Source organism: Pseudomonas sp. NPDC087817, assembly GCF_044742875.1.
Lineage (GTDB): Bacteria > Pseudomonadota > Gammaproteobacteria > Pseudomonadales > Pseudomonadaceae > Aquipseudomonas.
Genome location: NZ_JBIUVJ010000048.1, coordinates 1 through 23,938, shown reverse-complemented (window position 1 = coordinate 23,938; position 23,938 = coordinate 1). Strand labels below are relative to the sequence as shown.

The 23,938-nt window shown below is 59.7% G+C and carries 20 protein-coding genes and 1 pseudogene; 13 read left to right on the top strand and 8 right to left on the bottom strand.

Translation table 11 applies throughout. The annotated features are described in order from the left end of the window. Positions 1-64: 64 nt before the first annotated feature. Together ACIONG_RS23000 and ACIONG_RS22995 are read right to left on the bottom strand one after the other, a co-directional pair. Positions 65-706 (bottom strand): response regulator transcription factor, encoded by a 642-nt coding sequence (locus tag ACIONG_RS23000; protein WP_177431404.1) that lies wholly within the window; start codon positions 704-706, stop codon positions 65-67. 115 nt (positions 707-821) lie between these two features. Next, positions 822-3,218 carry a PAS domain S-box protein gene (locus ACIONG_RS22995; protein ID WP_401302901.1) on the bottom strand — a complete coding sequence of 799 codons (2,397 nt, stop codon included), beginning with the start codon at positions 3,216-3,218 and terminating at the stop codon, positions 822-824. Positions 3,219-3,292: 74 nt separating this feature from the next. Here ACIONG_RS22995 and ACIONG_RS22990 point away from each other — a divergent pair, with 74 nt between their 5' ends. Further along, complete coding sequence (locus ACIONG_RS22990; protein WP_401302899.1) at positions 3,293-4,282, top strand: alpha/beta hydrolase family protein; 990 nt, start codon at positions 3,293-3,295, stop codon at positions 4,280-4,282. 136 nt (positions 4,283-4,418) lie between these two features. Here ACIONG_RS22990 and ACIONG_RS22985 read toward each other — a convergent pair whose 3' ends face one another. From ACIONG_RS22985 to ACIONG_RS22975, 3 genes are read right to left on the bottom strand one after another with little or no spacing between them, the layout of a single operon-like run. Continuing rightward, complete coding sequence (locus ACIONG_RS22985; RefSeq protein ID WP_401302897.1) at positions 4,419-5,186, bottom strand: TerB family tellurite resistance protein; 768 nt, start codon at positions 5,184-5,186, stop codon at positions 4,419-4,421. Position 5,187: 1 nt separating this feature from the next. Then, complete coding sequence (murU, locus tag ACIONG_RS22980; RefSeq protein ID WP_401302895.1) at positions 5,188-5,859, bottom strand: N-acetylmuramate alpha-1-phosphate uridylyltransferase MurU; 672 nt, start codon at positions 5,857-5,859, stop codon at positions 5,188-5,190. Beyond that, positions 5,856-6,875: an aminoglycoside phosphotransferase family protein gene (locus ACIONG_RS22975; protein WP_401302893.1), complete on the bottom strand. Its 1,020-nt coding sequence runs from the start codon at positions 6,873-6,875 to the stop codon at positions 5,856-5,858. Before ACIONG_RS22975 ends, murU begins: the two co-directional genes overlap by 4 nt. A 130-nt stretch (positions 6,876-7,005) precedes the next feature. Between ACIONG_RS22975 and ACIONG_RS22970 the strand changes: the two genes are divergently transcribed. The 11 genes and pseudogenes from ACIONG_RS22970 (at position 7,006) to ACIONG_RS22920 (ending at position 21,144) form a co-directional block, all read left to right on the top strand. After that, on the top strand, positions 7,006-9,843 hold the full coding sequence (locus ACIONG_RS22970; RefSeq protein WP_401302891.1) for an LPS-assembly protein LptD: 2,838 nt from the start codon (positions 7,006-7,008) through the stop codon (positions 9,841-9,843). After that, positions 9,824-11,140, top strand: a complete 1,317-nt coding sequence (gene surA, locus ACIONG_RS22965; protein WP_146041241.1) for a peptidylprolyl isomerase SurA — start codon at positions 9,824-9,826, stop codon at positions 11,138-11,140. Before ACIONG_RS22970 ends, surA begins: the two co-directional genes overlap by 20 nt. Beyond that, the gene (gene pdxA, locus ACIONG_RS22960; protein ID WP_401302890.1) at positions 11,137-12,126 is read left to right on the top strand and encodes a 4-hydroxythreonine-4-phosphate dehydrogenase PdxA; all 990 of its coding nucleotides are present in this window, start codon (positions 11,137-11,139) and stop codon (positions 12,124-12,126) included. Before surA ends, pdxA begins: the two co-directional genes overlap by 4 nt. After that, positions 12,123-12,941 carry a 16S rRNA (adenine(1518)-N(6)/adenine(1519)-N(6))-dimethyltransferase RsmA gene (gene rsmA, locus ACIONG_RS22955; RefSeq protein ID WP_103304408.1) on the top strand — a complete coding sequence of 273 codons (819 nt, stop codon included), beginning with the start codon at positions 12,123-12,125 and terminating at the stop codon, positions 12,939-12,941. The genes pdxA and rsmA overlap by 4 nt, the downstream gene beginning before the upstream one ends. A gap of 114 nt (positions 12,942-13,055) precedes the next feature. Further along, positions 13,056-13,436 carry a Co2+/Mg2+ efflux protein ApaG gene (gene apaG / locus ACIONG_RS22950; RefSeq protein ID WP_103304409.1) on the top strand — a complete coding sequence of 127 codons (381 nt, stop codon included), beginning with the start codon at positions 13,056-13,058 and terminating at the stop codon, positions 13,434-13,436. Further along, on the top strand, positions 13,436-14,317 hold the full coding sequence (locus ACIONG_RS22945) for a symmetrical bis(5'-nucleosyl)-tetraphosphatase (RefSeq protein WP_103304410.1): 882 nt from the start codon (positions 13,436-13,438) through the stop codon (positions 14,315-14,317). The genes apaG and ACIONG_RS22945 overlap by 1 nt, the downstream gene beginning before the upstream one ends. A 33-nt stretch (positions 14,318-14,350) precedes the next feature. Next, positions 14,351-14,680, top strand: coding sequence for a thiosulfate sulfurtransferase GlpE (gene glpE, locus ACIONG_RS22940; protein WP_016983139.1), 330 nt, complete (start codon positions 14,351-14,353; stop codon positions 14,678-14,680). Between the two features lie 298 nt (positions 14,681-14,978). Continuing rightward, positions 14,979-16,899: pseudogene (locus ACIONG_RS22935) on the top strand (PrkA family serine protein kinase). 121 nt (positions 16,900-17,020) lie between these two features. Continuing rightward, the gene (locus ACIONG_RS22930) at positions 17,021-18,292 is read left to right on the top strand and encodes a YeaH/YhbH family protein (protein WP_007910114.1); all 1,272 of its coding nucleotides are present in this window, start codon (positions 17,021-17,023) and stop codon (positions 18,290-18,292) included. Further along, entirely contained in the window at positions 18,289-19,851 is a 1,563-nt protein-coding gene (locus ACIONG_RS22925; RefSeq protein WP_103304412.1) for a SpoVR family protein, read from the top strand. Before ACIONG_RS22930 ends, ACIONG_RS22925 begins: the two co-directional genes overlap by 4 nt. Positions 19,852-19,914: 63 nt before the next feature. Next, entirely contained in the window at positions 19,915-21,144 is a 1,230-nt protein-coding gene (locus ACIONG_RS22920; protein WP_213026749.1) for a multifunctional CCA addition/repair protein, read from the top strand. An 82-nt stretch (positions 21,145-21,226) separates the two neighbouring features. Here the strand turns inward: ACIONG_RS22920 and folK are convergent, their stop codons facing one another. After that, positions 21,227-21,745, bottom strand: coding sequence for a 2-amino-4-hydroxy-6-hydroxymethyldihydropteridine diphosphokinase (folK, locus tag ACIONG_RS22915; RefSeq protein ID WP_401302886.1), 519 nt, complete (start codon positions 21,743-21,745; stop codon positions 21,227-21,229). Continuing rightward, positions 21,736-22,092 (bottom strand): dihydroneopterin aldolase, encoded by a 357-nt coding sequence (folB, locus tag ACIONG_RS22910; RefSeq protein ID WP_401302884.1) that lies wholly within the window; start codon positions 22,090-22,092, stop codon positions 21,736-21,738. The genes folK and folB overlap by 10 nt, the downstream gene beginning before the upstream one ends. A gap of 74 nt (positions 22,093-22,166) precedes the next feature. Between folB and plsY the strand changes: the two genes are divergently transcribed. Further along, complete coding sequence (gene plsY / locus ACIONG_RS22905; protein ID WP_103304415.1) at positions 22,167-22,736, top strand: glycerol-3-phosphate 1-O-acyltransferase PlsY; 570 nt, start codon at positions 22,167-22,169, stop codon at positions 22,734-22,736. A 23-nt stretch (positions 22,737-22,759) separates the two neighbouring features. Here the strand turns inward: plsY and tsaD are convergent, their stop codons facing one another. Then, positions 22,760-23,785, bottom strand: a complete 1,026-nt coding sequence (gene tsaD / locus ACIONG_RS22900) for a tRNA (adenosine(37)-N6)-threonylcarbamoyltransferase complex transferase subunit TsaD (protein WP_103304416.1) — start codon at positions 23,783-23,785, stop codon at positions 22,760-22,762. Between the last annotated feature and the right edge of the window lie 153 nt (positions 23,786-23,938).

Genomic DNA, 23,938 nt, shown 5'->3' with positions numbered 1-23,938 from the left:
CATTGATGTGACTGACACTCCCTCATCGCTGGCAAGCCAGCTCCCACAGGTTTTTGTGGTGTGCTTAGAGAAGTTTGTGTTCCATCGCGTATTTGACCAATTCAGCCAGCGAGGTGATGTTGAGCTTCTGCATCAACCGCGCCTTGTGCGTACTGATGGTTTTGCTGCTCAGGGCCAATTGCTGGGCAATGTCGTTGACGTTGGCGCCTTGGGCGAGGCGCTCGAACACCGAGAACTCACGCTCGGACAACAAGGAGTGCAGTGGCCGCGTATCAGTCAGGCCAACTTCGAAGACCATGCGATCCGCCAGATCCGGATCAATGTAACGCCCGCCCGCCGCGACTTTGCGGATCGCCGTGAGCAACAGCGCCGGATCGCTGTCCTTGGTCGCATACCCGGCCGCACCAACCTTCAAGGCGCGAGCGGCCATTTGCGCTTCGTCGTGCATCGACAGCACCAGAATCGCCGGTGGGTTGTTCAGCGCACGGATACGCGGGATCGCCTCCAGACCGTTTACGCCGGGCATGGAGATGTCCAGCAACACCACTTCGCACGGCACGTTACGCAGGGTTTCGAGCAACTGTTCGCCATTGCTCGCCTCCCCCACTACTTGCAGATCCTTGGCCAGGCCGATCAATTGCTTGATGCCTTCACGGACGATGGTGTGGTCTTCGGCTACCAGTACACGGATCACGTTCTTCTCCATTGTTCTTATTCAGCGCCAGGGTCATTCGCGAGCAGGCTCGCTCCCACAGGGAAAAGCATTCCAATGTGGGAGCGAGCCTGCTCGCGAAAGCGTCGACCCAAACACCACATAACCATCAGACCTCATTCACCGGCACCCAGACATGCAGACTGGTGCCCTCCCCCGGCTCACTCTCCAGCACCAGCCGCCCGCCCATGATCAGCACCCGCTCACGCATGCCGACCAGGCCAAACGAGGTCGGCCGAGCGGCAGCGGCGACAAAGCCTACGCCGTCATCACTGACCGTCAGACACAATTCATCGCCTTCCAGCGCCAGCGTCAGTTCGACAGTATGCGCCTGAGCATGGCGCATGACGTTGGTCAGCGCCTCTTGCAAAATGCGGAACAGGCCGATCGCCTTGGCATCGCTCAGCGCCGGCAGATTGTCCGGCACCTGCACCAGACACGGGATCTGCGTGCGCGCCTCGAACCGTCGCGCCTGCCACTCGATGGCCGAGGCAATCCCGGCGTCGAGAATCGGCGGACGCAATGCCGTGGCCACATCGCGCACCAATTGAAACAACTGAGCGATCAGGCGTTTCATGCTGTTCAGCCGCTCATTCAGTCCGGGGTCGAGTTGTGCATAGGCAAGTTCGCACATCGACGTCTCCAGTTTCAGCACCGTGAGCATCTGCCCCAGCTCATCGTGAACCTCGCGGGCGATTCGCGCCTTCTCCTCTTCGCGCACGCTCTCAAGGTGCGCCGACAGTTCACGCAGTTGCTCACGCGACGCCGCCAGCTCCAGCTCGATGCGTTTGCTCTCGGTGATGTCCCAGACGATGCCATCCCAGACATAGGCGCCATCTTCCAGTTGTCGGGTAATCGCCTTGATTTCGGCCCAGCGCTGTTGCCCCTGGCGCGTGAGAATTCGCCCCTGCCACGACCAATCGCTGTCAGTGTCCAGCGCCTGATCCTGGGTCTGGTGATAACTGGCCCTGTCGTCCGGATACACCAGACTGCGCAGGCCCATGTCGCGGTGAGCGATGGCCGCTGGCGCGTAACCCACCAGACTTTCACTGCCCTCGGAGATGTAGGCAAAGTCGATCTGCCCGGTCACCGGCGCCCGCTCCAGCCGGAACACCAGCCCCGGCACGTTGGCGGCGATACCCTGCAGGCGCGCCTCGCTTTCCTGCAACGCGGCCAGTGCCCGGCGGCGCTCGGTGACGTCATTGAGATAGACCACCAGATATTCACTGTCGCGAAAACGCAGGAAACTCAGCGACACGTCCGCGGGTAAAACACTGCCGTCGGCACGTACGCAGTTTGTTTCAAAACTCAGCGGCCCTTCTTCACTGGCCCGTGCGCGTTTCCACAGGTTGAGCCAGCGGTCCATGTGCAAACCCGGTTCGAAGTCGATCAGCGGTCGTTCGATCAGCCCACCGGATGGATAACCGAGCATGTTTTCCGCCGCGCGGTTGGCGTAGCGCACATGGCTGTCCCAATTGACCCAGAGGATGCCGACGGTGCTTTGGTCGATGGAAAACTGCGTCAGCCGCAAGGCTTCTTCGCTGGCGGCACGCAAGGCGATGTCTTCGCGCGCGGCCAGCAGACGCTGTTCAAGACTGTGCTGCTGGCGCCGCTGCCAGAACACGATGGCCACGCAACTGAGCAACATGACGGCAAACAACAGACTGAGGTTCTGCCAGAACCCCGGCGACTCCGACAGTCGCGGGTATTTCGGTTGCAGCCATTGGTTGTGCAGGCGTTCGAGATCCTTGGCCGGGATCACACGCAATGCGCTCTGGACGATACCGGCCAGTTCCGGCCAGTCACGGCGCGATGCCACCCGCAGCAGTTGCGGCAGCCCGATATCGCCGACCACCACCAGTTCGGCAAACTCCGGTTCTGCCGAAAGTCGACCGAGCTGCGCCTCATCAACGATCGCGTATGACGCTTGCTGACTCAACAACAGCTGCAATGCCTGACGCTCAAGGGGCACGCCTTGCAGGTTCAAATGCGGATAGTTACCGCGCAGATAGTCGGCGGTGGTGCTCGGCATGCGCACGGCGACGCGGGTCTGGCTGTCGAGTTTCTCCAGATCCACCCCGCCGCTGGCCTTCTGATCGCTGACCACCAATTGCGGCACACGCATGTACGGATCGGAGAACTGCCAAAGACGCAGGGCGCTGGGCGTCTGGGTCAGCCCCGGGGCGATATCGATTTCGCCTTCGCGCGCAGCCGCTTCCAGTTGCGCCAGATCCTGAAAGTTGCGCCAGCTCAGCTCGACATTGAGTGCTTTGGCCAACAGTTTCATCAGCTCGACGTTGGCCCCGGACAAGCGCTGCAAGCGCCGGTCGTATTGCGCATACGGCGCCTGCAACACCAGACCGACGCGCAATTCGTTGTGCTGCGCGAGCCATTGCTGCTCACTCGCCGACAACTGCGCAACGTGCGCTGGTGGCGCAGGCGCCGCCCAGCCCATCAAGGGAAGCCACAGACAGCCGATAACCCACAGGCAGCAAAATCGCTTCATTGAAGTCTCATACACTGACAAATTCTGACCAACCCATTAGGCTGCCGGGATACTTTTCTGGCCTGGAATAACCGATGCCCTCTGTCTACCGCCTGGCAATGCCAGCATTGTGCCTGTCGCTGATCCTGCCTTGTGCGTTTTCCGTCAACGCGGCCGATCCGGCCCCGGCCGCCGCTGCGGAAAAATCCGCTGAAGAAAAACCGGCCGAACGCCAGCCACTGCTTGAGCGTAGTCAGGAAGAAGCCGCCGCACTGCAACGCAAAGTCCCGGCGCAGGAACAGCAACAGTTGCAGGCCGCCAGCGACACCTTCCTCGCCTTGTGGAAACCGGCCAATACCGCCGAGCCCAAAGGCGCGGTGATTATCATCCCCGGCACGGGCGAAACCGCTGACTGGCCTCAGGCAATCGGCCCGTTACGGCGCAAGTTGCCGGACGTTGAATGGAGCAGCCTGAGCATCACCCTGCCCGACCTGCAAGCCGACACCATCGCGCCGCGTGTGATCGAGCCCTCTGCGGCCCCGAAAGCGCCTGAGTCGGGCAGCAAGGATTCCACCACCGCGCAACCAATCGAGCAAGCGGCGGGCGGTGAGGCTGAAGTGGCTGACCAGGTGGTTGCCGAGACGACCGAAGAACAATCCAAAGCCGATGCCGAACGCATCTTCACGCGAATCGACGCAGCCATTGCCTACGCCGAACAGCAAAGTGCGCGGCGCATTGTCGTGCTCGGTCACGGTACCGGCGCGTATTGGGCCGCACGCTACTTGAGCGAACGGCAAACGGCGCAGGTGGAAAAATTTGTTATGGTCGACGCGCAGACACCGCTCAAGGCCAAGCCGGCACTGGCGGAACTGACGCCGACGCTGAAGCTGCCGACGGCGGATATTTTCTACATGGACAAACCGCTGGATCGCAATGCCGCGCTGGAGCGCATGCAGGCGAGCAAGCGTTTGAAGACGTCGGCATTCAGCCAGGTGGCGCTCAAGGCACTGCCGGATAACAACGCTGAGCAGGAACAGTTGTTCCGCCGCGTGCGTGGCTGGTTGAATCCGCAGAACACCGACTGATCGTCAGACCGCGGCGCCCCCCTTCGCGAGCAGGCTCGCTCCCACAGTTGACCGCGTTCCTTCAAATGGAATGCGATCGAATGTGGGAGCGGGCTTGCCCGCGAAGGGGCCGGTATCGACGACGCAGAACTGGAAGTTAACGAAAATCCCGCCGCTCACGAATCAACGTGTAGGCGTTGTGCAGCTCGCGCGTTTTCTCGGTCGCGTCGCGCACCTGCGCTGGCGTCGCGCCGCTACCGGCAATCTTGTCCGGGTGATGACGACTGAGCAGACGTCGATAGGCACGCTTGATCTGCGCCGGCTCGCTGGATGCCGATACACCCAACAGGCGCATCGCTTCCTGATAGCTCACCGCCGCACTGACGATGGGCCGCTTGCCGGGCTCATAATCGCTCGCCAGTGCTTGCACCTGATGGGTCGTCCAGCCCAGCCATTTACCCCACTGCGCCAACAATTCCCGCTCACTGACGCCCGCCCGGCCATCGGCCCAGACCATCCGCCAGCAGGCGCGCAACACACCTTCGGCCGCGTGTGGCTGCGCACTCAGGCGGCGCAGATAACCGCGCAGATGATCGCCACCGGACTTGCCCCGGTTGAACGCCGCGATCGCCCGACGCGTCGCCGGTTCGCTCATCTCCAGCGCGCGCATCTCGTTCCGCGCCTGCTGGATATGCCCGTCCGTGACCCGCCCGTCGCTCTTGGCCAGACGCCCGAGCAACACGAACAACAATTCGTCGTTGCGTAGCATCGGCTGGCCGCCGAGTTTTTCGCGTAAATGTCCCCAGCTCTGCAAGTGCAGACGCCGATCCAGCGCCTGTCCCAACAACGCCCCAAGCATGGCCCCCGGAATGCTGGCGATCGCAAAACCCGCTCCGGCTCCAATCAGAGTCCCTGGCCACAACATATCAGCGACTCGCTTCTATCAAGGTTTCAGCTTCGGCCAAGCGCTCATGCGTACCGACATCCACCCAGTGGCCTTTCAGCCGCTCGCCTGTCACTTCGCCGTCTGCCATGGCTTTGCGCAGCAACGGCGCCAGTTTGAAGGCGCCGTCCGTGCAGCCATCGAACAGCTGCGGATGCAGGACGGCGATACCGCTGTAGGTCAGGGTCGGCGCGTCCGGTTGGCCGTCGAACACCTTCCCGTCGATCAGAGTGAAATCACCGGTCGGGTGATGCGCGGGGTTGTCCGCCAGCACCAGATGCGCCAGGCCATTGATCGGCTGATGCAGCACGCTGAAGTCGTAATCGGTCCAGATATCACCGTTGACCACCAAGAACGCATCGTCGCCGAGCAACGGCAGCGCACGGAAAATCCCGCCACCGGTTTCCAGCGGCTCGCCTTCCGGCGAGTACTGAATGCTCACGCCGAATTGCGAACCGTCGCCCAGATAATCCTCGATCTGCTGACCGAGCCAGGCGTGGTTGATCACGATCTCATTGAAACCGGCGGCCGCGAGGGCGCGCAGGTGATATTCGATCAAGGGCACGCCGCCGGCACGTACCAGCGGTTTCGGGGTGGTCAGGGTCAGCGGGCGCATGCGCTCGCCTTTGCCTGCCGCCAGAATCATTGCCTTCATGCTGTTGCTCCACCCCGCAGGCTGGTGAACAGCGTTTGCAATTCGGCCAGTTCAGGACGACGGGCAATCACCGCTTCTATATAAGAGAAGAAACGCGGCACGTCGGCCAGGTAACGCGGCTTGCCATCGCGGTGGCAGATACGCGCGAAAATGCCGATGACTTTCAGGTGACGCTGCACGCCCATCAGGTCGCTGGCACGCAGGAAGTCTTCAAAATCCGGCTGCACCGGGATGTTCAGTGCCGAGGCTTGCTGCCAGTAACTTTCCAGCCAGCCACGCACGCGCTCTTCAGGCCAGCTGAGGAAAGCGTCCTTGAACAGGCAGGTTACGTCGTAGGTCACCGGGCCATAGACCGCATCCTGAAAATCCAGCACGCCAGGGTTTGGCTCGCTGAGCATCAGGTTGCGCGGCATGTAATCGCGGTGCACCAGCACTTTCGGCTGGGCCAGGGCGCTGTCGATCAACAGGTCGCTGATCTGCTGCCACTGTTGTTGCTGAGTCGAATTGAATTCGACGCCCAGTTCACGCTTCACGTACCACTCAGGGAACAGTTCCAGCTCACGGCGCAGCAATGCGACGTCGTAACTCGGCAGGGGCGCGACCATCGGCAACTGCTGAAAAGCCAGCAGTGCTTTCAGGGCATCGCTGAACAATGCGTCGGCATTTTCGCCATCGATCACGTCGAGATAGGTCTTGTTGCCCAGGTCATTGAGCAAAAGAAAGCCGCGTTCGAGGTCTTCGGCATAAATTTTCGGCACATTAATTCCGGATTTCGCCAGCAAAAAGGCGATATCCACGAACGGTTTGCAGTTTTCCTGGGGTGGCGGCGCATCCATCACGACGAAGCTGCGACCCGCGCCTTCCCAGCGGAAGTAACGGCGGAAACTCGCGTCGCTACTGGCCGCGGTCAACGTGGCCGGGGGCACGGCGCCCCAGCCCTGATCTGCAAACAGGATTGCCAACTGCTCATCGAGCCAAACTTTCAGGTGTTGCAAGCGTACATCTTGGTCAGGCATTGCAAGGGTCTCCGACGGCGCTAGCCGTCAAGCGGGTCATGCTTTATTATCCAGCATCTTTTTCAGACCATCGAGAGGGGTGGGGCCGTCACCGCGGGCCGATGGCACGCAGGAAGCCCGGACTAATAAGATGGCATTGAAATCCCCCGCGTTTCGTAAAAAATTTCCGTTGTTGGTAACCGGCAGTCTGCTGGCTATGCAACCTCTGGCCAGTCAATTCGTTGTCGCCGCCGAGCAGTATGACTGCTCTGTCTCGGCTACGGGTGCCTGGGACTGTTCGCCCAAGACGCCGGCGGCTGCATTGCCTCCGCGTCCAGTGCATGACGGCAGTGCCGTCAGCGCCACCGGCGAAGCCCCGGCACAGAACGGTTCGACTTCCGACACTGGCGCCAAACCAGCGCTGGTGACCGAAGCCAAGGGCCGCGGACTGAAATCCCGTAGCGAAGACTTCAGTCACCTCGACTGGGTTCCGCGCGAGAAACTCACCGCTGCCCAATTGGCTGAAACCGGTCCGTATTGCTCTGGTGCTTACATCGAGCCGACTCGTCCTGGCATGAATGACAAGACGAATAAAAGCGATGCACCGACCTTTATCGGCGCAAAAGCTTCGCGCTATAACACCGATGATCAAGTTGGCACCCTGGCCGGTGATGTTGTCCTGCGTCAGGGCAGCATGCAGGTCGAGTCCGATGAGGCGAGCCTGTATCAGGCCGAGAGCCGCGCCGAACTCAACGGCGATGTGCGCATCCGCGACAACGGCGCGCTGATCGTCGGCGACCACGCCGATGTGCAGCTCGACACTGGTGAAGCCAAGGTCGACAACGCCGAATACGTGATGCACAAATCGCGCATCCGCGGTAACGCGCTGTACGCCAAGCGTGCCGAAAACGCGATCATTCGTCTCAAGGACGGCACGTACACCACGTGCGAACCGAACAGCAACGCCTGGCAGCTCAAGGGTAATAACATCACCCTGAACCCGGCCACCGGCTTCGGTACCGCGACCAACGTGACGTTGCGCGTAAAAGACATTCCGATCCTGTACACGCCGTACATCTACTTCCCGATCGACGACCGTCGCCAGTCGGGCTTCCTGCCGCCGACCATCGGCAGCGGCAGCGATACCGGCTTCATGCTGGTCACCCCGTACTACTTCAACCTGGCGCCTAATTACGACGCCACGTTGTACCCGCGCTACATGAGCAAGCGTGGCATGTTGGTGGAAGGCGAGTTCCGTTACCTGACCAAGTCCAGCGAAGGCCAGTTCGGCGCTGCGTATCTCAATGACGAGGACCATGATCGCGACAAGCAGACAGACGCCAAGCAGACTCGTTACATGTACAACTGGCAGCACAAGGGTGGTCTCGACTCCCGCGTGCTCACCGAGGTTGATTACACCAAGATCAGCGATCCGTATTACTTCCAGGATCTGCAGACTGACCAGATCGGTGTGAAAAGCAGCGACTTCGTGAACCAGCAGGGCGCGATCACTTACCGTGGTGACAGCTACACCGCACGCCTGAATGCTCAGCAGTACCAGTTAGCGACCGTTTCCAACATCACCCCATATGGTCGTCTGCCGCAGATCACCTTCAATGGTCAACTGCCATATCACCCGGAAGGTTTGAATTTCGATTACGAGACTGAGCTCGTTCGTTTCGATCGAGATCTTCTGACGGGTAACTACCTGGATAAAAATGGCGGCCCGATCAACGCTGATGGCACAGTCGGCAGTCCACGCCTGGACAACAACATCACTGGTCTGGCACGCGCCAATGGCGATCGCTTGAATCTCAAGCCAGGTGTCAGCCTGCCGATGAACTGGACTTATGGCTTCCTGAAGCCGTCGCTCAAGTACCAGTACACCCAGTATCAATTGGATCTGGACGGTACCGGCAAACAAGACATCATTGACCAGCAGGCTGCAGCAGCACGTGAAGGAACCCGCTACGTAGGTGGCAAGTTCGGTAGCAACCAGAATCGTGGCGTACCGATTGCCAGCATCGACAGCGGCCTGTACTTCGACCGTAATACGTCGTACTTCGGCAAGAACTATCGCCAGACACTGGAACCGCGACTGTTCTACCTCTATGTGCCTGAAGAAAATCAGGAAGATATTCCTGTATTCGATACCAGCGAATACACCTTCAACTACTCGTCGCTGTTCCGTGACAACCGCTTCTCCGGTTCCGACCGCGTCGGTGACGAGAACAAACTGTCGCTGGGCGTAACCAGCCGCTGGATCGAAGACAACGGTTTCGAGCGTCAACGCATCAGCGTCGGTCAGGCGCTGTACTTCAAGGATCGTGAAGTCCAACTGCCGGGCATCGATGCAAAAACCCGTGATGACGCGAAATCCAACGTTTCGCCATACGCACTGGAATACGAATACCGCTGGAACCGCGACTGGCGCACCACTGCCGACTACAACTGGGATCCGGACAGCCGCAGCCCGCGTTCCGGCAGTGCGATGTTCCACTACCAGCCTGAAGACAACCCGAACAAGGTCATTAACGCCGGTTATCGCTATCGCAATGACCAGGTTCGTTACGACCAGAACACCGGTAAATGGTCGGTAGGCGGCGGTGACTACGGTACTCCAGGCCAGCCTGGCTACGTGAAGGACTACTACAAGATCCAGCAGCATGACTTCTCGGTCATCTGGCCGATCGTTCCACAGTGGAACGCGATCAGCCGCTGGCAGTACGACTACAACCGTAACCGTACCCTGGAAGCTTTCGGTGGTTTCGAGTACGACAACTGCTGCTGGAAACTGCGCCTGATCAACCGTTACTGGGTTTCCTATGACGAGTTCAGCCAGGAAGCTCCGCAAAACGAAAAAGGCGACCATGGCGTCTTCCTCCAAATTGTTCTGAAGGGACTCGGTGGCCTCACTGGCGCCAAGGTAGAGAGCTTCCTCGACAAAGGCATTCAAGGTTATCGTGAACGTGAAGACCAAGCTTTCTGATTGTCTGCGCCCGCTGATGCTGGGCGCGCTGTTCCTGGGTACGGCGGCCAACGCCGCCGTACAGTCCATCGATAAAGTGGTAGCGATCGTCGACAACGACGTGGTCATGCAGAGCCAATTGGACCAGCGCGTCCACGAAGTTCAGCAGACCATCGCCAAGCGTGGAGGTGGCTTGCCACCTCCAGGTGTACTGGATCAACAGGTGCTTGAGCGCCTGATCGTCGAAAACCTGCAACTGCAGATCGGCGAACGTTCCGGCATCCGCATCACCGATGAAGAACTGAACCAGGCTGTCGGCACCATCGCCCAGCGCAACAACATGACTGTTGACCAGTTCCGCGCCGCCCTGGCACGCGACGGCCTGTCTTATGACGACGCTCGTGACCAGATCAAGCGCGAGATGGTCATCAGCCGTGTCCGTCAGCGCCGCGTGGCAGAACGCATTCAGGTCTCCGAGCAGGAAGTGAAGAACTTCCTCGCCTCCGACCTGGGCAAGATGCAACTGTCCGAAGAGCTGCACCTGGCCAACATCCTGATTCCGACCCCGGAAAGCGCCAACTCCGAAGCCATTCAGAGTGCCGCGCGTCAGGCCATGGAGGTTTACCAGCAGCTCAAGCAAGGCGCCGACTTCGGTCAATTGGCAGTGGCCAAATCCGCCAGCGACAACGCACTGGAAGGTGGCGACATGGGCTGGCGTAAAGCCGCTCAACTGCCACCTCCGTTCGATCGCGAGCTGAGCAGCATGGCCGTTGGCGATGTAACTCAGCCGGCACGTACGCCAGGTGGTTTCATCATCCTCAAGTTGCTGGCCAAGCGCGGCGGCGAAGCCCAGACCCGTGACGAGGTGCATGTGCGCCACATCCTGGTCAAGCCAAGCCCGATCCGCGACGAAGCCAAGACCAAAGCCCTGGTTCAATCGCTGTATGAGCGAATCCTGGCAGGTGAAGACTTCGCCACTCTGGCGAAGAGCTACTCTGAAGACCCGGGTTCCGCCCTCAACGGTGGCGACCTGAACTGGATCGACCCGAACGTACTGGTGCCGGAATTCCGCGAAGTGATGGCCAAGACCCCACAAGGTCAACTGTCCAAGCCGTTCCAGACCCAATACGGCTGGCATGTTCTGGAAGTCCTTGGCCGTCGCGCCACCGACAGCACCGAGCAGGCCCGCGAGCAGCAGGCAATGACCGTACTGCGTAACCGCAAATACGACGAAGAGCTGCAAACCTGGCTGCGTCAGATCCGTGACGAAGCGTACGTAGAGATCAAACTCCCTGGTGCAGACCAGGCAGCGCAGTGAAACCCAAGCGTTTCGCGCTGACACCCGGCGAACCAGCCGGCATCGGTCCCGACCTGTGCCTGCTGCTCGCCTCGCAAGCCCAGCCACATCCCCTGATTGCCATCACCAGCCGCGACCTGCTCCTTGAGCGGGCCGCGCAGCTGGGGCTGGCCGTCAATCTGCTGGATGTCGGCCCGGATCACTGGCCGGACGCCCCGGCGCCCGCCAACAGCCTGTATGTCTGGGACACTCCGCTCAGCGCCCCTGTGGTGGCCGGGCAACTGGACAAGGCCAATGCGGCCTTCGTCCTCGAAACCCTGACCCGCGCCGGCAACGGCTGCCTCAGCGGCGATTTCGCCGGGATGATCACAGCACCCGTGCACAAGGGCGTGATCAACGAGTCGGGTATCGCCTTCTCTGGACACACGGAATTTCTCGCTGACCTGACCCATACCGCCCAGGTGGTGATGATGCTCGCTACCCGCGGTTTGCGTGTGGCACTGGTCACCACTCACCTGCCCCTGCGCGACATCGCCGATGCGATCACGCCGGAGCGGCTGGAGCGGGTCACGCGGATTCTGCACAGCGACCTGCAAAACAAATTCGGCATCGCCCAGCCACGCATCCTCGTTTGCGGGCTCAACCCGCACGCCGGTGAAGGCGGACACCTGGGCCATGAAGAAATCGACATCATCGAACCTACATTAGAGCGCCTGCGCGGCGAGGGCATGGACCTTCGTGGCCCGCTGCCCGCCGACACTCTGTTTACCCCCAAATATCTGGAGCACTGCGATGCAGTGCTGGCGATGTATCACGACCAGGGCTTGCCTGTGCTTAAGTACAAAGGCTTCGGCGCTGCCGTCAACGTGACCCTGGGTTTGCCGATCATCCGTACATCGGTCGACCATGGCACCGCCCTGGATCTGGCCGGCAGCGGCAAAATCGACACCGGCAGCCTGCAAGTCGCCCTGGAAACCGCCTACCAGATGGCCGAGACCCGTTTATGACCGAGCAATACCAACACAAGGCGCGCAAACGCTTTGGCCAGAACTTCCTGCACGATGCCGGCGTCATCGACCGCATCCTGCGCTCCATCAGTGCCAAGTCCGAAGACCGCCTGCTGGAAATCGGCCCGGGCCAGGGCGCACTGACCGCCGGCCTGCTCAACTCCGGCGCGCAACTGGACGTGGTGGAGCTGGACAAGGATCTGATCCCGATCCTCAACCAGCAGTTTGCCGGCAAGAGCAACTTCAACCTGCATCAGGGTGATGCACTGAAGTTCGACTTCAACACGCTCAACGCTGCGCCAAACAGCCTGCGCGTCGTCGGCAACCTGCCGTACAACATCTCGACGCCACTGATCTTCCACCTGCTGAACAACGCCGGCATCATTCGCGACATGCACTTCATGTTGCAGAAAGAAGTGGTCGAGCGCCTGGCAGCAGGCCCTGGCGGTGGCGACTGGGGTCGCCTGTCGATTATGGTTCAGTACCACTGCCGCGTAGAGCACCTGTTCAACGTCGGCCCGGGCGCGTTCAACCCGCCGCCGAAAGTTGATTCGGCCATCGTCCGTCTGGTGCCACACGCGGTACTGCCTCACCCGGCCAAGGATCATCGCCTGCTGGAGCGCGTTGTGCGCGAAGCCTTCAACCAGCGCCGCAAGACCTTGCGCAACACGCTCAAGCAATTGATGACCGCTGCCGAGATCGAAGCGGCCGGCGTCGATGGCAGCTTGCGTCCGGAGCAACTCGACCTGGCCGCGTTCGTGCGCCTGGCTGACAAGCTCAGCGAACAAGTCCCGCCAGCCCCCGCCGCCGACTGACCGGCGATGAACGCTATCGGGCAGGACGCCACTCTGGTTTACTGCCCGATACTTGCCTAGACTGATTCCCCATCAGCTACGCCTCGCGTTCCGCTTTGTTTAAGGCCCTTTTGCATGTCCGATCCTCGTTATCAGGTCGATGTCAGCGTCGTTACCCACTATCTGGCAGACCAATCGCAACCCGAACACGACCGCTTCGCCTTTGCCTACACCATCACCGTGCAGAACAATGGCGAGCAACCCGCACGCCTGATGTCGCGCCACTGGGTGATCACCGACGGTGACGGCCATGTCGAAGAGGTACGCGGCGCGGGTGTCGTCGGCCAGCAACCGCTGATCGAATCAGGCAAAAGCCACACTTACAGCAGCGGCACGGTGATGACCACCAGGGTCGGCACCATGCAAGGTACTTACGAAATGGTCGCCAGTGATGGCAAACATTTCGACGCAATCATCAAGCCCTTCCGCCTCGCCGTCCCCGGAGCCCTGCACTGATGGCGACATATGCCGTCGGCGACCTGCAAGGCTGCCTCGAACCGCTCAAGTGCCTGCTCAAGCAAGTCGCTTTCGACCCGAAACTCGATCGGCTCTGGCTGGTGGGCGATCTGGTCAACCGTGGCCCGCAGTCGCTGGAAACCCTGCGTTTTCTCTATGCCATGCGCGATTCGCTGGTCTGCGTCCTCGGTAATCACGACCTGCATCTGCTGGCGGCAGCAAAGAATATCGAACGTTTGAAGAAGTCGGACACGCTGCGCGAGATCCTTGAGGCGCCAGACTGCGCCGAACTGCTTGAGTGGGTGCGACAACAAAAGTTGATGCACTACGACGAGCAGCGCGACGTCGCCATGGTCCACGCCGGCATTCCACCGCAGTGGTCGCTGCGCCGCGCCTTGAAGTGCGCCGACGAAGTCGAAACCGCCCTGCGCGACGACAACCTGTTTCCTGCTTACCTCGACGGCATGTACGGCAACGATCCGGCGAAATGGGACAACGACCTCAAAGGTGTGACCCGCCTGCGCGTCATCACCAACTATTTCACCCGCATGCGTTTCTGCACTGCCGAGGGCAAGCTCGACCTCAAGAGCAAGGAAGGCCTCGACAGCGCACCGCCAGGCTACAAACCGTGGTTCCAGCACAAGGAACGCAAGACCAAAGGGCTGCGAATCATTTTTGGTCACTGGGCGGCGCTGGAAGGCAATATCCATGAGCCAGGCATTTCGGCGCTGGACACCGGTTGTGTCTGGGGCGGCAGCCTGACCCTGATGAACGTCGACAGCGGCGAACGCCTGTCGTGCAAATGCGATGAACATGGCGGCCTCGCCCCGACCGTCGCACCACTTATCCCCGAAACTTCGCCAGTCAGCGCACCGCGCTAGACTGCGCATTCAGCCGAGCAACAGGAACCCGCCATGAGCGAATTCAAACGAATCCCCCCGGAGCAGGCTCAGGCCCTGCGTGAGCAAGGTGCTGTCGTGGTCGACGTGCGCGACCCGGCGACTTTCGCTGCCCTGCATATCAGCGGCTCGAAGCATCTGGACAACCACTCACTGCACGCCTTCATCCAAGGCGCCGATCTCGATGCACCGACCGTTGTCGTCTGCTACCACGGCAATTCCAGCCAAGGCGCTGCGGCGTACCTGATCAGTCAGGGCTTTTCCGACGTCTACAGCATGGACGGCGGCTTTGAGCTGTGGCGTACGACCTATCCTGCAGAAACTGCCCAAGGCACCGCCGAATAATTTTTTTTGTCACGCGCAGGCCCCGGCTGCCGTGGGCCTGCGCCGGGCAGACGAACGGTCTGCCACAACTAATTACGTATCTCGCCTTTACCTCCCGAATTCCCAACTATCCTTAAGCCCAGGCCATCCAAAACAGGGGAGAGCCGGTACACCGGCGCACGGGTCATCGGGAGTGACTTTCACGATTGTCGGTCGTGAAAGTGTTCTGGGGGGTAAACAAACAGCTGCCACAACGGTTGTTTGCCAGCATCGACTGAGTGATCCGGCGTCGGCTCCACGTATCGAGCGAGGTGACGTCATGAGTATCTTTAGCCACTTCCAACAACGCTTCGAGTCCACACGCCAGGAAGAACTCTCGCTGCAAGAGTACCTGGAGCTGTGCAAGAAAGACCGAAGCGCCTACGTTTCCGCCGCCGAGCGTCTATTGCTGGCCATCGGCGAACCGGAACTGCTCGACACCTCGACCAACTCGAGGCTGTCACGCATCTTCTCCAACAAGGTGATCCGTCGCTATCCGGCCTTTGAAGACTTCCACGGGATGGAAGAATGCATCGACCAGATCGTCTCGTATTTCCGCCACGCCGCCCAAGGTCTGGAAGAGAAGAAACAGATCCTTTATCTGCTCGGCCCTGTTGGTGGCGGTAAATCGTCCTTGGCCGAGAAGCTCAAGCAACTGATCGAAAAAGTGCCGTTCTATGCGATCAAGGGCTCGCCGGTATTCGAATCGCCTCTGGGTCTGTTCAACGCCACCGAAGATGGCGCGATCCTCGAAGAAGACTTCGGCATCCCACGGCGCTACCTGAACACCATCATGTCGCCGTGGGCGACCAAACGTCTGGCCGAATTCGGCGGCGACATCAGCCAGTTCCGCGTGGTCAAACTCTACCCGTCGATCCTCAATCAGATCGCCGTGGCCAAGACCGAACCGGGTGACGAGAACAACCAGGACATCTCTGCCCTGGTTGGTAAAGTCGACATCCGCAAACTCGAGGAATACCCACAGAACGACGCTGACGCCTACAGCTACTCCGGTGCGTTGTGCCGGGCCAACCAGGGCTTGATGGAATTCGTCGAAATGTTCAAGGCACCGATCAAGGTGCTGCACCCATTGCTGACCGCGACTCAGGAAGGCAACTACAACAGTACCGAAGGTCTCGGCGCGATTCCGTTCACCGGGATCCTGCTTGCCCACTCCAACGAATCGGAGTGGCACACCTTCCGCAACAACAAGAACAACGAAGCGTTCATCGACCGGATCTACATCGTCAAAGTGCCGTACTGCCTGCGGGTCAGCGACGAAGTGAAGATCTACGACAAACTGTTGTTCAACAGCTCTCTGGCCAAGGCCCATTGCGCACCCGACACGCTGAAGATGCTCGCGCAGTTCACCGTGCTGTCGCGCCTCAAGGAGCCGGAAAACTCCAACATCTATTCGAAGATGCGCGTCTACGACGGCGAAAACCTCAAGGACACCGACCCGAAAGCCAAGTCGATTCAGGAATACCGCGACTCTGCAGGCGTGGATGAAGGCATGAACGGTCTGTCGACCCGGTTTGCGTTCAAGATCCTGTCCAAGGTGTTCAACTTCGATCCGCACGAAATCGCCGCCAACCCGGTACACCTGCTCTATGTGCTGGAACAGCAGATCGAACAGGAACAGTTCCAGGCTGAAACCCGTGAGCGTTACCTGCGCTACCTGAAGGAATACCTGGCACCGCGCTATATCGAATTCATCGGCAAGGAAATTCAAACCGCGTACCTCGAGTCTTACAGCGAGTACGGCCAGAACATCTTCGACCGCTACGTGCTGTATGCGGACTTCTGGATTCAGGATCAGGAATACCGTGATCCTGAAACCGGCGAAATCCTCAACCGCGTGGCCCTCAACGAGGAACTGGAAAAAATCGAAAAACCGGCCGGCATCAGCAATCCGAAGGATTTCCGCAACGAAATCGTCAACTTCGTCCTGCGCGCCCGAGCCAACAACAACGGCAAGAACCCGACCTGGCTCAGCTACGAAAAACTGCGGGTGGTCATCGAGAAGAAAATGTTCTAACACCGAGGATCTGCTGCCAGTCATCAGCTTCAACGCCAAGGCCAGCAAAGAGGATCAGCAGAAACACAACGACTTCGTTACACGAATGGTCGAACGCGGCTACACCGACAAACAGGTACGGCTTCTTTCCGAATGGTACCTGCGGGTACGGAAGTCGCAGTGAAGCAGCTGCAAGCTTCTAGCTACAAGCTGCAAGAACAAAGCGCGTAACCCACTGATGCCCGGGAACCTGCTTTTACTTGCAGCTTGAAGCTCACAACTTGAAGCTGCCCGGAGGGCCTCCTATGAGTTATGTGATCGACCGACGTCTCAATGGCAAGAACAAGAGCACGGTGAACCGTCAGCGCTTCCTGCGGCGTTACCGTGACCACATCAAAAAGGCTGTCGAAGAGGCGGTCAGCCGGCGCTCCATTACCGATATGGAACACGGCGAGCAAATCAGCATTCCCGGTCGCGACATCGACGAACCGGTGCTTCACCACGGCCGTGGCGGCAAGCAGACCGTGGTTCATCCTGGTAACAAAGAATTCACGGCCGGCGAACACATCGCCCGGCCACCGGGTGGTGGCGGCGGGCGCGGACCGGGCAAGGCCGGCAATTCCGGCGAAGGCATGGACGAATTCGTCTTCCAGATCACCCAGGAAGAATTCCTCGAATTCATGTTCGAAGACCTCGAACTGCCCAACCTGGTCAAACGCAACCTCAGCGGCACTGACACGTTCAAAACCGTACGCGCCGGGATCAGCAACGAAGGCAATCCGTCACGGATCAACATCATCCGCACCCTGCGTTCGGCGCATGCACGCCGCATTGCCCTATCCGGCAGCAGCCGGGCGAAGCTGCGCGAAGTCAAAGAAGAACTGGAGCGCCTGAGACGCGAAGAGCCGGACAACTTCGGCGATATTCAGGAACTCGAAGCCGAAATCGAAAAACTCAGCGCGCGCATCCACCGTGTGCCGTTTCTCGATACCTTCGATTTGAAGTACAACCTGCTGATCAAACAACCTAACCCCAGCTCGAAAGCGGTGATGTTCTGCCTGATGGACGTCTCCGGCTCCATGACCCAGGCGACCAAGGACATCGCCAAACGCTTTTTCATCCTGTTGTACCTGTTCCTCAAGCGGAACTACGACAAGATCGACGTGGTGTTCATCCGCCACCACACCAGTGCCCGAGAAGTCGATGAAGAAGAGTTTTTCTATTCGCGGGAAACCGGCGGCACCATCGTTTCCAGTGCGCTGAAGCTGATGCAGGAGATCATGGCCGAGCGTTATCCGAGCAACGAATGGAACATCTACGCGGCACAGGCTTCCGACGGCGACAACTGGAACGACGACTCGCCGATCTGCCGCGACATACTGATCAACCAGATCATGCCGTTTGTGCAGTACTACACTTATGTGGAGATCACCCCGCGCGAACACCAGGCCCTCTGGTACGAATACGAGCGCATCGCCGAAGCCTTTTCCGACACGTTTGCCCAGCAGCAACTGGTCTCGGCCGGGGATATCTATCCGGTCTTCCGTGAACTCTTCCAGCGCAGGTTAGTGACATGACCGCCAAAGAGCAGAAGCGCCAACCCATTTCCACCGGCTCCGAATGGACATTCGAGCTGATCCAGACCTACGACCGCGAAATCGCCCGTATCGCGGCCGGTTATGCGCTGGATACTTATCCCAACCAGATCGAAGTGATCACCGCCGAGCAGATGATGGATGCGTACGCCTCGGTGGGCATGCCGCTGGGTTACCACCACTGGTCCTATGGCAAACACTTCCTCAGCACCGAAAAATCCTACAGTCGCGGGCAGATGGGGCTGGCCTACGAGATCGTGATCAACTCCGATCCGTGCATCGCCTATCTGATGGAAGAAAACACCATCTGCATGCAGGCGCTGGTGGTGGCGCACGCGTGCTACGGCCACAACAGCTTCTTCAAGGGCAATTACCTGTTCCGCACCTGGACCGACGCCAGCTCGATCATCGATTACCTGGTGTTCGCCAAGCAGTACATCATGCAATGCGAGGAACGCCACGGCATCGACGCGGTGGAAGACCTGCTCGACTCCTGCCACGCCTTGATGAACTACGGCGTCGACCGCTACAAGCGCCCCTATCCGATTTCCGCCGAGGAAGAACGGCGGCGGCAGAAAGATCGCGAAGAACACATGCAGAAGCAGATCAACGATCTGTGGCGCACGATTCCCAAAGGTGCAGACAAATACAGCGACAAGGACAACGCGCGCTTCCCCGCAGAACCGCAAGAAAACATCCTGTACTTCATCGAAAAACACGCGCCGTTGCTGGAACCGTGGCAACGCGAGATTGTGCGGATCGTGCGCAAGATCGCCCAGTATTTCTATCCACAACGCCAGACTCAGGTGATGAACGAAGGCTGGGCAACGTTCTGGCACTACACGCTGATGAACGATCTGTATGACGAAGGCCTGGTCACCGACGGTTTCATGATGGAGTTCCTGACGTCGCACACCAGCGTGGTGTTCCAGCCAGGTTTTGACAGCCCCTACTACAGCGGCATCAACCCTTACGCCTTGGGCTTCGCCATGTACCGGGACATCAGGCGCATGTGTGAAGAACCCACTGAGGAAGACCGTCACTGGTTCCCGGACATTGCCGGAACCGACTGGCTGTCGACCATCAAGTTCGCCATGAGCAGCTTCAAGGACGAGAGCTTCATCCTGCAGTACCTGTCACCCAAGGTAATCCGCGACCTGAAACTGTTCAGCATCCTCGATGACGACCAGAAGGACGATCTGCTGGTACCGGCAATCCACGACGAAACCGGTTACCGGATCATCCGCGAAACCCTGGCAGCGCAATACAACCTCGGCAATCGTGAGCCGAACGTGCAGATCTACAGCATTGATCGACGGGGTGATCGCTCCCTGACCTTGCGCCATCAGCAACATGACCGCAAACCGTTGGGCGACTCCACCGACGAAGTGCTCAAACACCTGCATCGCCTGTGGGGCTTCGATATTCATCTGGAAACCCTGCAGGGTGACCAGATCATGAAGACCCATCACGTTCCGCCACGCAGTGAACACAGCGAAGGGGATTACGGTCGGCTCGACCTGGCCGTCATTCATCTTTGATCCGGTTCTGGCCTCCGAAAGTCCGACGCAAGAGTTATCCTGTCGGGCTAACGGAGGTTTTTTATGCAGATTTATAAGGTCGGCGGTGCAGTACGCGATCGCCTGCTGGGCAAACCGGTCACCGATATCGACTGGGTCGTTGTCGGCGCCAGCACCGAGGAAATGCTCGCGCAAGGCTATCGCCCGGTCGGCGCGGATTTCCCGGTGTTTCTTCACCCAAAAAGCGGCGAGGAATATGCCCTCGCCCGCACCGAACGCAAGAGCGGTCGTGGGTACGGCGGTTTCACCTTTCACGCCAGCCCCGAAGTAACGCTTGAAGAAGACCTGATCCGCCGCGACCTGACCATCAACGCCATGGCCGAGGACGATCAGCAGAACCTGACCGATCCGTATCACGGCCAGCGCGACCTTGAAGATCGAATTCTTCGCCACGTTTCCCCGGCGTTCGCCGAAGATCCCTTGCGTGTCTTGCGCGTTGCTCGCTTCGCCGCACGCTATGCCGAACTGGGCTTCACCGTCGCGCCCGAGACCCTGGAGCTGATGCGTCAGCTCAGCGAATCCGGCGAACTGCAAGCGCTGACTGCCGAACGTAGCTGGAAGGAAATCTCCCGGGCACTGATGGAAGATCAGCCGCAGGTATTCATTGAGGTTTTGCGTCAATGCGGCGCACTGAAAGTGCTGATGCCGGAAGTCGACGCCTTGTTTGGCGTGCCGCAACCGGAAATCCATCACCCGGAAATCGACAGCGGCATCCACACCCTGAGCGTGCTGGAGCAATCGGCGCTGCACAAACAACCGCTGACCGTACGCTGGGCCTGCTTGCTGCACGACCTCGGCAAAGGGCTTACGCCAAAAGAAGAGTGGCCGCGACACATCGCCCACGAACACACGGGGTTGAAGCTGATCAAAGCGGTCAATGAGCGCTTCAAGGCACCGAAGGACTGTCAGGAATTGGCGCTACTGGTCGGCCAGTACCATACCCATGGACATCGCGCTCTGGAGTTGAAGGCTTCGACGTTGCTGGAGTTACTGCAGAGTTTTGATGTGTATCGCCGGCCGCAGCGCTTTGAGGAATTCATCATCGCCTGCGAGATGGATGCGCGCGGACGCAAGGGACTGGAACAGCGCAGTTATCCACAGGCGGATTATCTGCGCGGCGCGGCCAATGAGGCGCGGGGCGTGGCGGTGCAGCCGTTGCTGGAGAAGGGATTTAAAGGCCCGGAGCTGGGCGAAGCGCTCAAGCGCGAACGGCTCAAGGCGTTGAAGGCTTACAAAGAGGCTTACACCTCCTGAAATGCTTCGCGAGCAGGCTCGCTCCCACATTGGAATAGGATCTCCTGTGGGAGCGAGCCTGCTCGCGAAAGCGTCCGTCAGATCAACGCAAATCCGAAGGGGTCAGTTGTTCGCCGCGCCATTCAAAGGCGACCGGCGCCAACACTTGATCAATCTGCGCCTCGGCCCACAACGTCGCGAAGCTTTTTCCCACGCCCGGATGCACACAATCCGGCGCAATCAGCGACAGCGGCCACAGCACAAAAGCGTTTTTCAGGATTTCTGCCCGCGGCAGAACCAGACCGTCGAAGTTACCCACCAGATCGCCATACAGCAGCACGTCGATATCCAGCGGCAACCCCTTGCGCTCCGGCGCATAGCGCCCATTGTCCGCCTCGATGAATTTCAAGCGCCGATCCAGTTCCATCAACGGCAAATCGGTATACGCCGACACCACGAAGTTGAAGAACGGCCCGCTCTTGATGCCCACCGGTTGACTCTCGAACACGGCCGAACAGCGGACATCCACGAGGAAGGTCGCCAACGCGTCGAGTCCGGCGCGCAAATGGGTTTCGCGCTCGATATTGCTACCGAGCCCAAGATACACCTGAGTCAGCGACATCCGCGCTCGATCTCCACACCCACACCACCCTTGGCGGCCGGCACAGCGCCGGGCTTGGTCAGCTTCAGGCGGACCCAGGTAATCTTGAATTCCGTCATCAGCACTTCAACCAGGCGCTCGGCAAACGTCTCGACCAACTGGAATTGCGCCTGCTCGGCAAACGTCTGAATGCGTGTGGAAACGCTGGCGTAGTCGAGCGCCAGGGTGAGGTCGTCACCGGCGGCGGCCGGGCGATTGTCCCAAGCGAAGCTCAGATCAAGACGCAGGCACTGTCGGATGCCGCGCTCCCAGTCGTAGGCACCGATCACGGTGTCAACTTCCAGGCCCTCGATAAACACTCTGTCCAAGCACTTTTCTCCGCTGCACGACAAGGGCGCAATGCGCCGTTAGAATCAGGGCGTCCTCGCCCGGAATAGTTAGCATGTTTTGGTTACTGGCGATCCTCGCCTACCTGCTCGGCTCGCTGTCCTTCGCCATTTTGCTCAGCCGCCTGACCGGAAACCCGGATCCGCGAATGAGTGGCTCGGGTAATGCCGGCGCCACCAACATGCTGCGCCTGGCCGGTCGCAAACTCGCGATCCTGACCTTGCTGGGTGATCTGTGCAAAGGCTTGCTGCCGGTGCTGATCGCAGCGGCTGCGGGCCTTTCGTTGCAGGATCAGGCCTGGATCGGCGTGTGCGCCGTGATCGGTCACCTGTTCCCGCTGTACTTCCGTTTTCGTGGCGGCAAGGGCGTTGCCACTGCCGCCGGCATGCTGCTGGGCCTGTATCCGCCCGCCGCGCTGCTGGCCGTATGCGCCTGGCTGCTGACGTTCTATCTGACCCGCACCAGCTCGCTGGCGGCGCTGATCGCCACGCCGCTGACCCTGCCGTTGCTCGCTTGGCAGGAACCGGAAGCGTTGCTGCCGATGAGCGCACTCACACTGCTGATCGTCTGGCGCCACCGCGGCAATCTACGCGACCTGTTTGCCGGGCGCGAACGGCATTTTTAAATACCGTTCATGAACGCCGCTCATCACAACGCCGACAATTGCTCCATCGGCCAGCGCGCCTGCACGCTGATCGCCAGACTTTCCTGCTGACCGGCCTGCAAACGCTGGCAACCGGCAAACGCAATCATCGCGCCGTTGTCGGTGCAAAACTCGGGACGGGCGTAAAACACATCGCCTTTCATGTCACCAAGCATTTTCTCCAGCGAAATGCGCAACGCCTTGTTGGCACTGACGCCGCCAGCGATCACCAGACGCTTCATGCCCGCCTGTTTCAGGGCGCGCTTGCACTTGATTGTCAAAGTCTCCACCACGGCCTGCTGGAACGCCAGCGCGATGTCGCAACGGGCTTGCTCGCCGTCGTCCCCGACGCTGACGCATTGCTGCCAGGTGTTGAGGGCGAAGGTTTTCAAGCCGCTGAAGCTGAAATCCAGCCCCGGGCGATCACACATCGGACGCGGGAAGGTGAAACGTCCTGCGACGCCCTTCTCCGCCAACTTGGCGATTTCCGGTCCGCCCGGATAATTGAGGCCCATCATCTTTGCGGTCTTGTCGAACGCTTCGCCGGCGGCATCGTCGAGCGTCTCGCCAAGCAGGCTGTATTGACCGATACCATCGACCTGAACCAGCTGCGTATGACCTCCGGAGACCAACAAAGCGACGAACGGGAATTCAGGCGGTTTTGGCTCCAGCATCGGCGCGAGCAAATGGCCTTCCATGTGATGCACGCCCAACGCCGGAATGCCCCAGGCGAACGCCAACGCTTGAGCGCAGGAGGCGCCGACCAGCAGCGCGCCAACCAGGCCAGGACCCGCGGTATAAGCGATCGCATCGATCTCGGTCGGCACACAGTCAGCCTCGGCCAACACCTGACGAATCAAGGGCAGCATGCGCTTGACGTGGTCACGCGAGGCCAGCTCAGGCACCACACCGCCATACACGCGATGCAGGTCGATCTGGCTGAACAATGCATCGGCCAGCAGACCGCGTTCACTGTCATATAATGCGACGCCGGTTTCGTCGCAGGAGGTTTCTAATCCCAGTACTAGCATGGGTTTGCGCCTTGTTTAGGCTGAATTCGAAGGCGCGCATAATAGTCGCCGCGTGATGCCCCGACCAGCGGTTTTCGATCAGATGATTTGCATTCCTAGCGATGAGGGGTTAACATCCGCTCCCTTAAAAACCGACGTCTTCAAGTGCTCTTT

Coding starts and splice junctions, on each gene's coding strand:
- folK (WP_401302886.1), bottom strand. CDS start 21,745: ATGTCGCTGACTCAGGTGTATCTTGGGCTCGGTAGCAATATCGAGCGC.
- ACIONG_RS22985 (WP_401302897.1), bottom strand. CDS start 5,186: ATGTTGTGGCCAGGGACTCTGATTGGAGCCGGAGCGGGTTTTGCGATC.
- plsY (WP_103304415.1), top strand. CDS start 22,167: ATGTTTTGGTTACTGGCGATCCTCGCCTACCTGCTCGGCTCGCTGTCC.
- tsaD (WP_103304416.1), bottom strand. CDS start 23,785: ATGCTAGTACTGGGATTAGAAACCTCCTGCGACGAAACCGGCGTCGCA.
- murU (WP_401302895.1), bottom strand. CDS start 5,859: ATGAAGGCAATGATTCTGGCGGCAGGCAAAGGCGAGCGCATGCGCCCG.
- apaG (WP_103304409.1), top strand. CDS start 13,056: ATGTCCGATCCTCGTTATCAGGTCGATGTCAGCGTCGTTACCCACTAT.
- glpE (WP_016983139.1), top strand. CDS start 14,351: ATGAGCGAATTCAAACGAATCCCCCCGGAGCAGGCTCAGGCCCTGCGT.
- ACIONG_RS22920 (WP_213026749.1), top strand. CDS start 19,915: ATGCAGATTTATAAGGTCGGCGGTGCAGTACGCGATCGCCTGCTGGGC.
- ACIONG_RS22990 (WP_401302899.1), top strand. CDS start 3,293: ATGCCCTCTGTCTACCGCCTGGCAATGCCAGCATTGTGCCTGTCGCTG.
- ACIONG_RS22970 (WP_401302891.1), top strand. CDS start 7,006: ATGGCATTGAAATCCCCCGCGTTTCGTAAAAAATTTCCGTTGTTGGTA.
- rsmA (WP_103304408.1), top strand. CDS start 12,123: ATGACCGAGCAATACCAACACAAGGCGCGCAAACGCTTTGGCCAGAAC.
- ACIONG_RS22995 (WP_401302901.1), bottom strand. CDS start 3,218: ATGAAGCGATTTTGCTGCCTGTGGGTTATCGGCTGTCTGTGGCTTCCC.
- ACIONG_RS22925 (WP_103304412.1), top strand. CDS start 18,289: ATGACCGCCAAAGAGCAGAAGCGCCAACCCATTTCCACCGGCTCCGAA.
- ACIONG_RS22930 (WP_007910114.1), top strand. CDS start 17,021: ATGAGTTATGTGATCGACCGACGTCTCAATGGCAAGAACAAGAGCACG.
- ACIONG_RS23000 (WP_177431404.1), bottom strand. CDS start 706: ATGGAGAAGAACGTGATCCGTGTACTGGTAGCCGAAGACCACACCATC.
- ACIONG_RS22945 (WP_103304410.1), top strand. CDS start 13,436: ATGGCGACATATGCCGTCGGCGACCTGCAAGGCTGCCTCGAACCGCTC.
- ACIONG_RS22975 (WP_401302893.1), bottom strand. CDS start 6,875: ATGCCTGACCAAGATGTACGCTTGCAACACCTGAAAGTTTGGCTCGAT.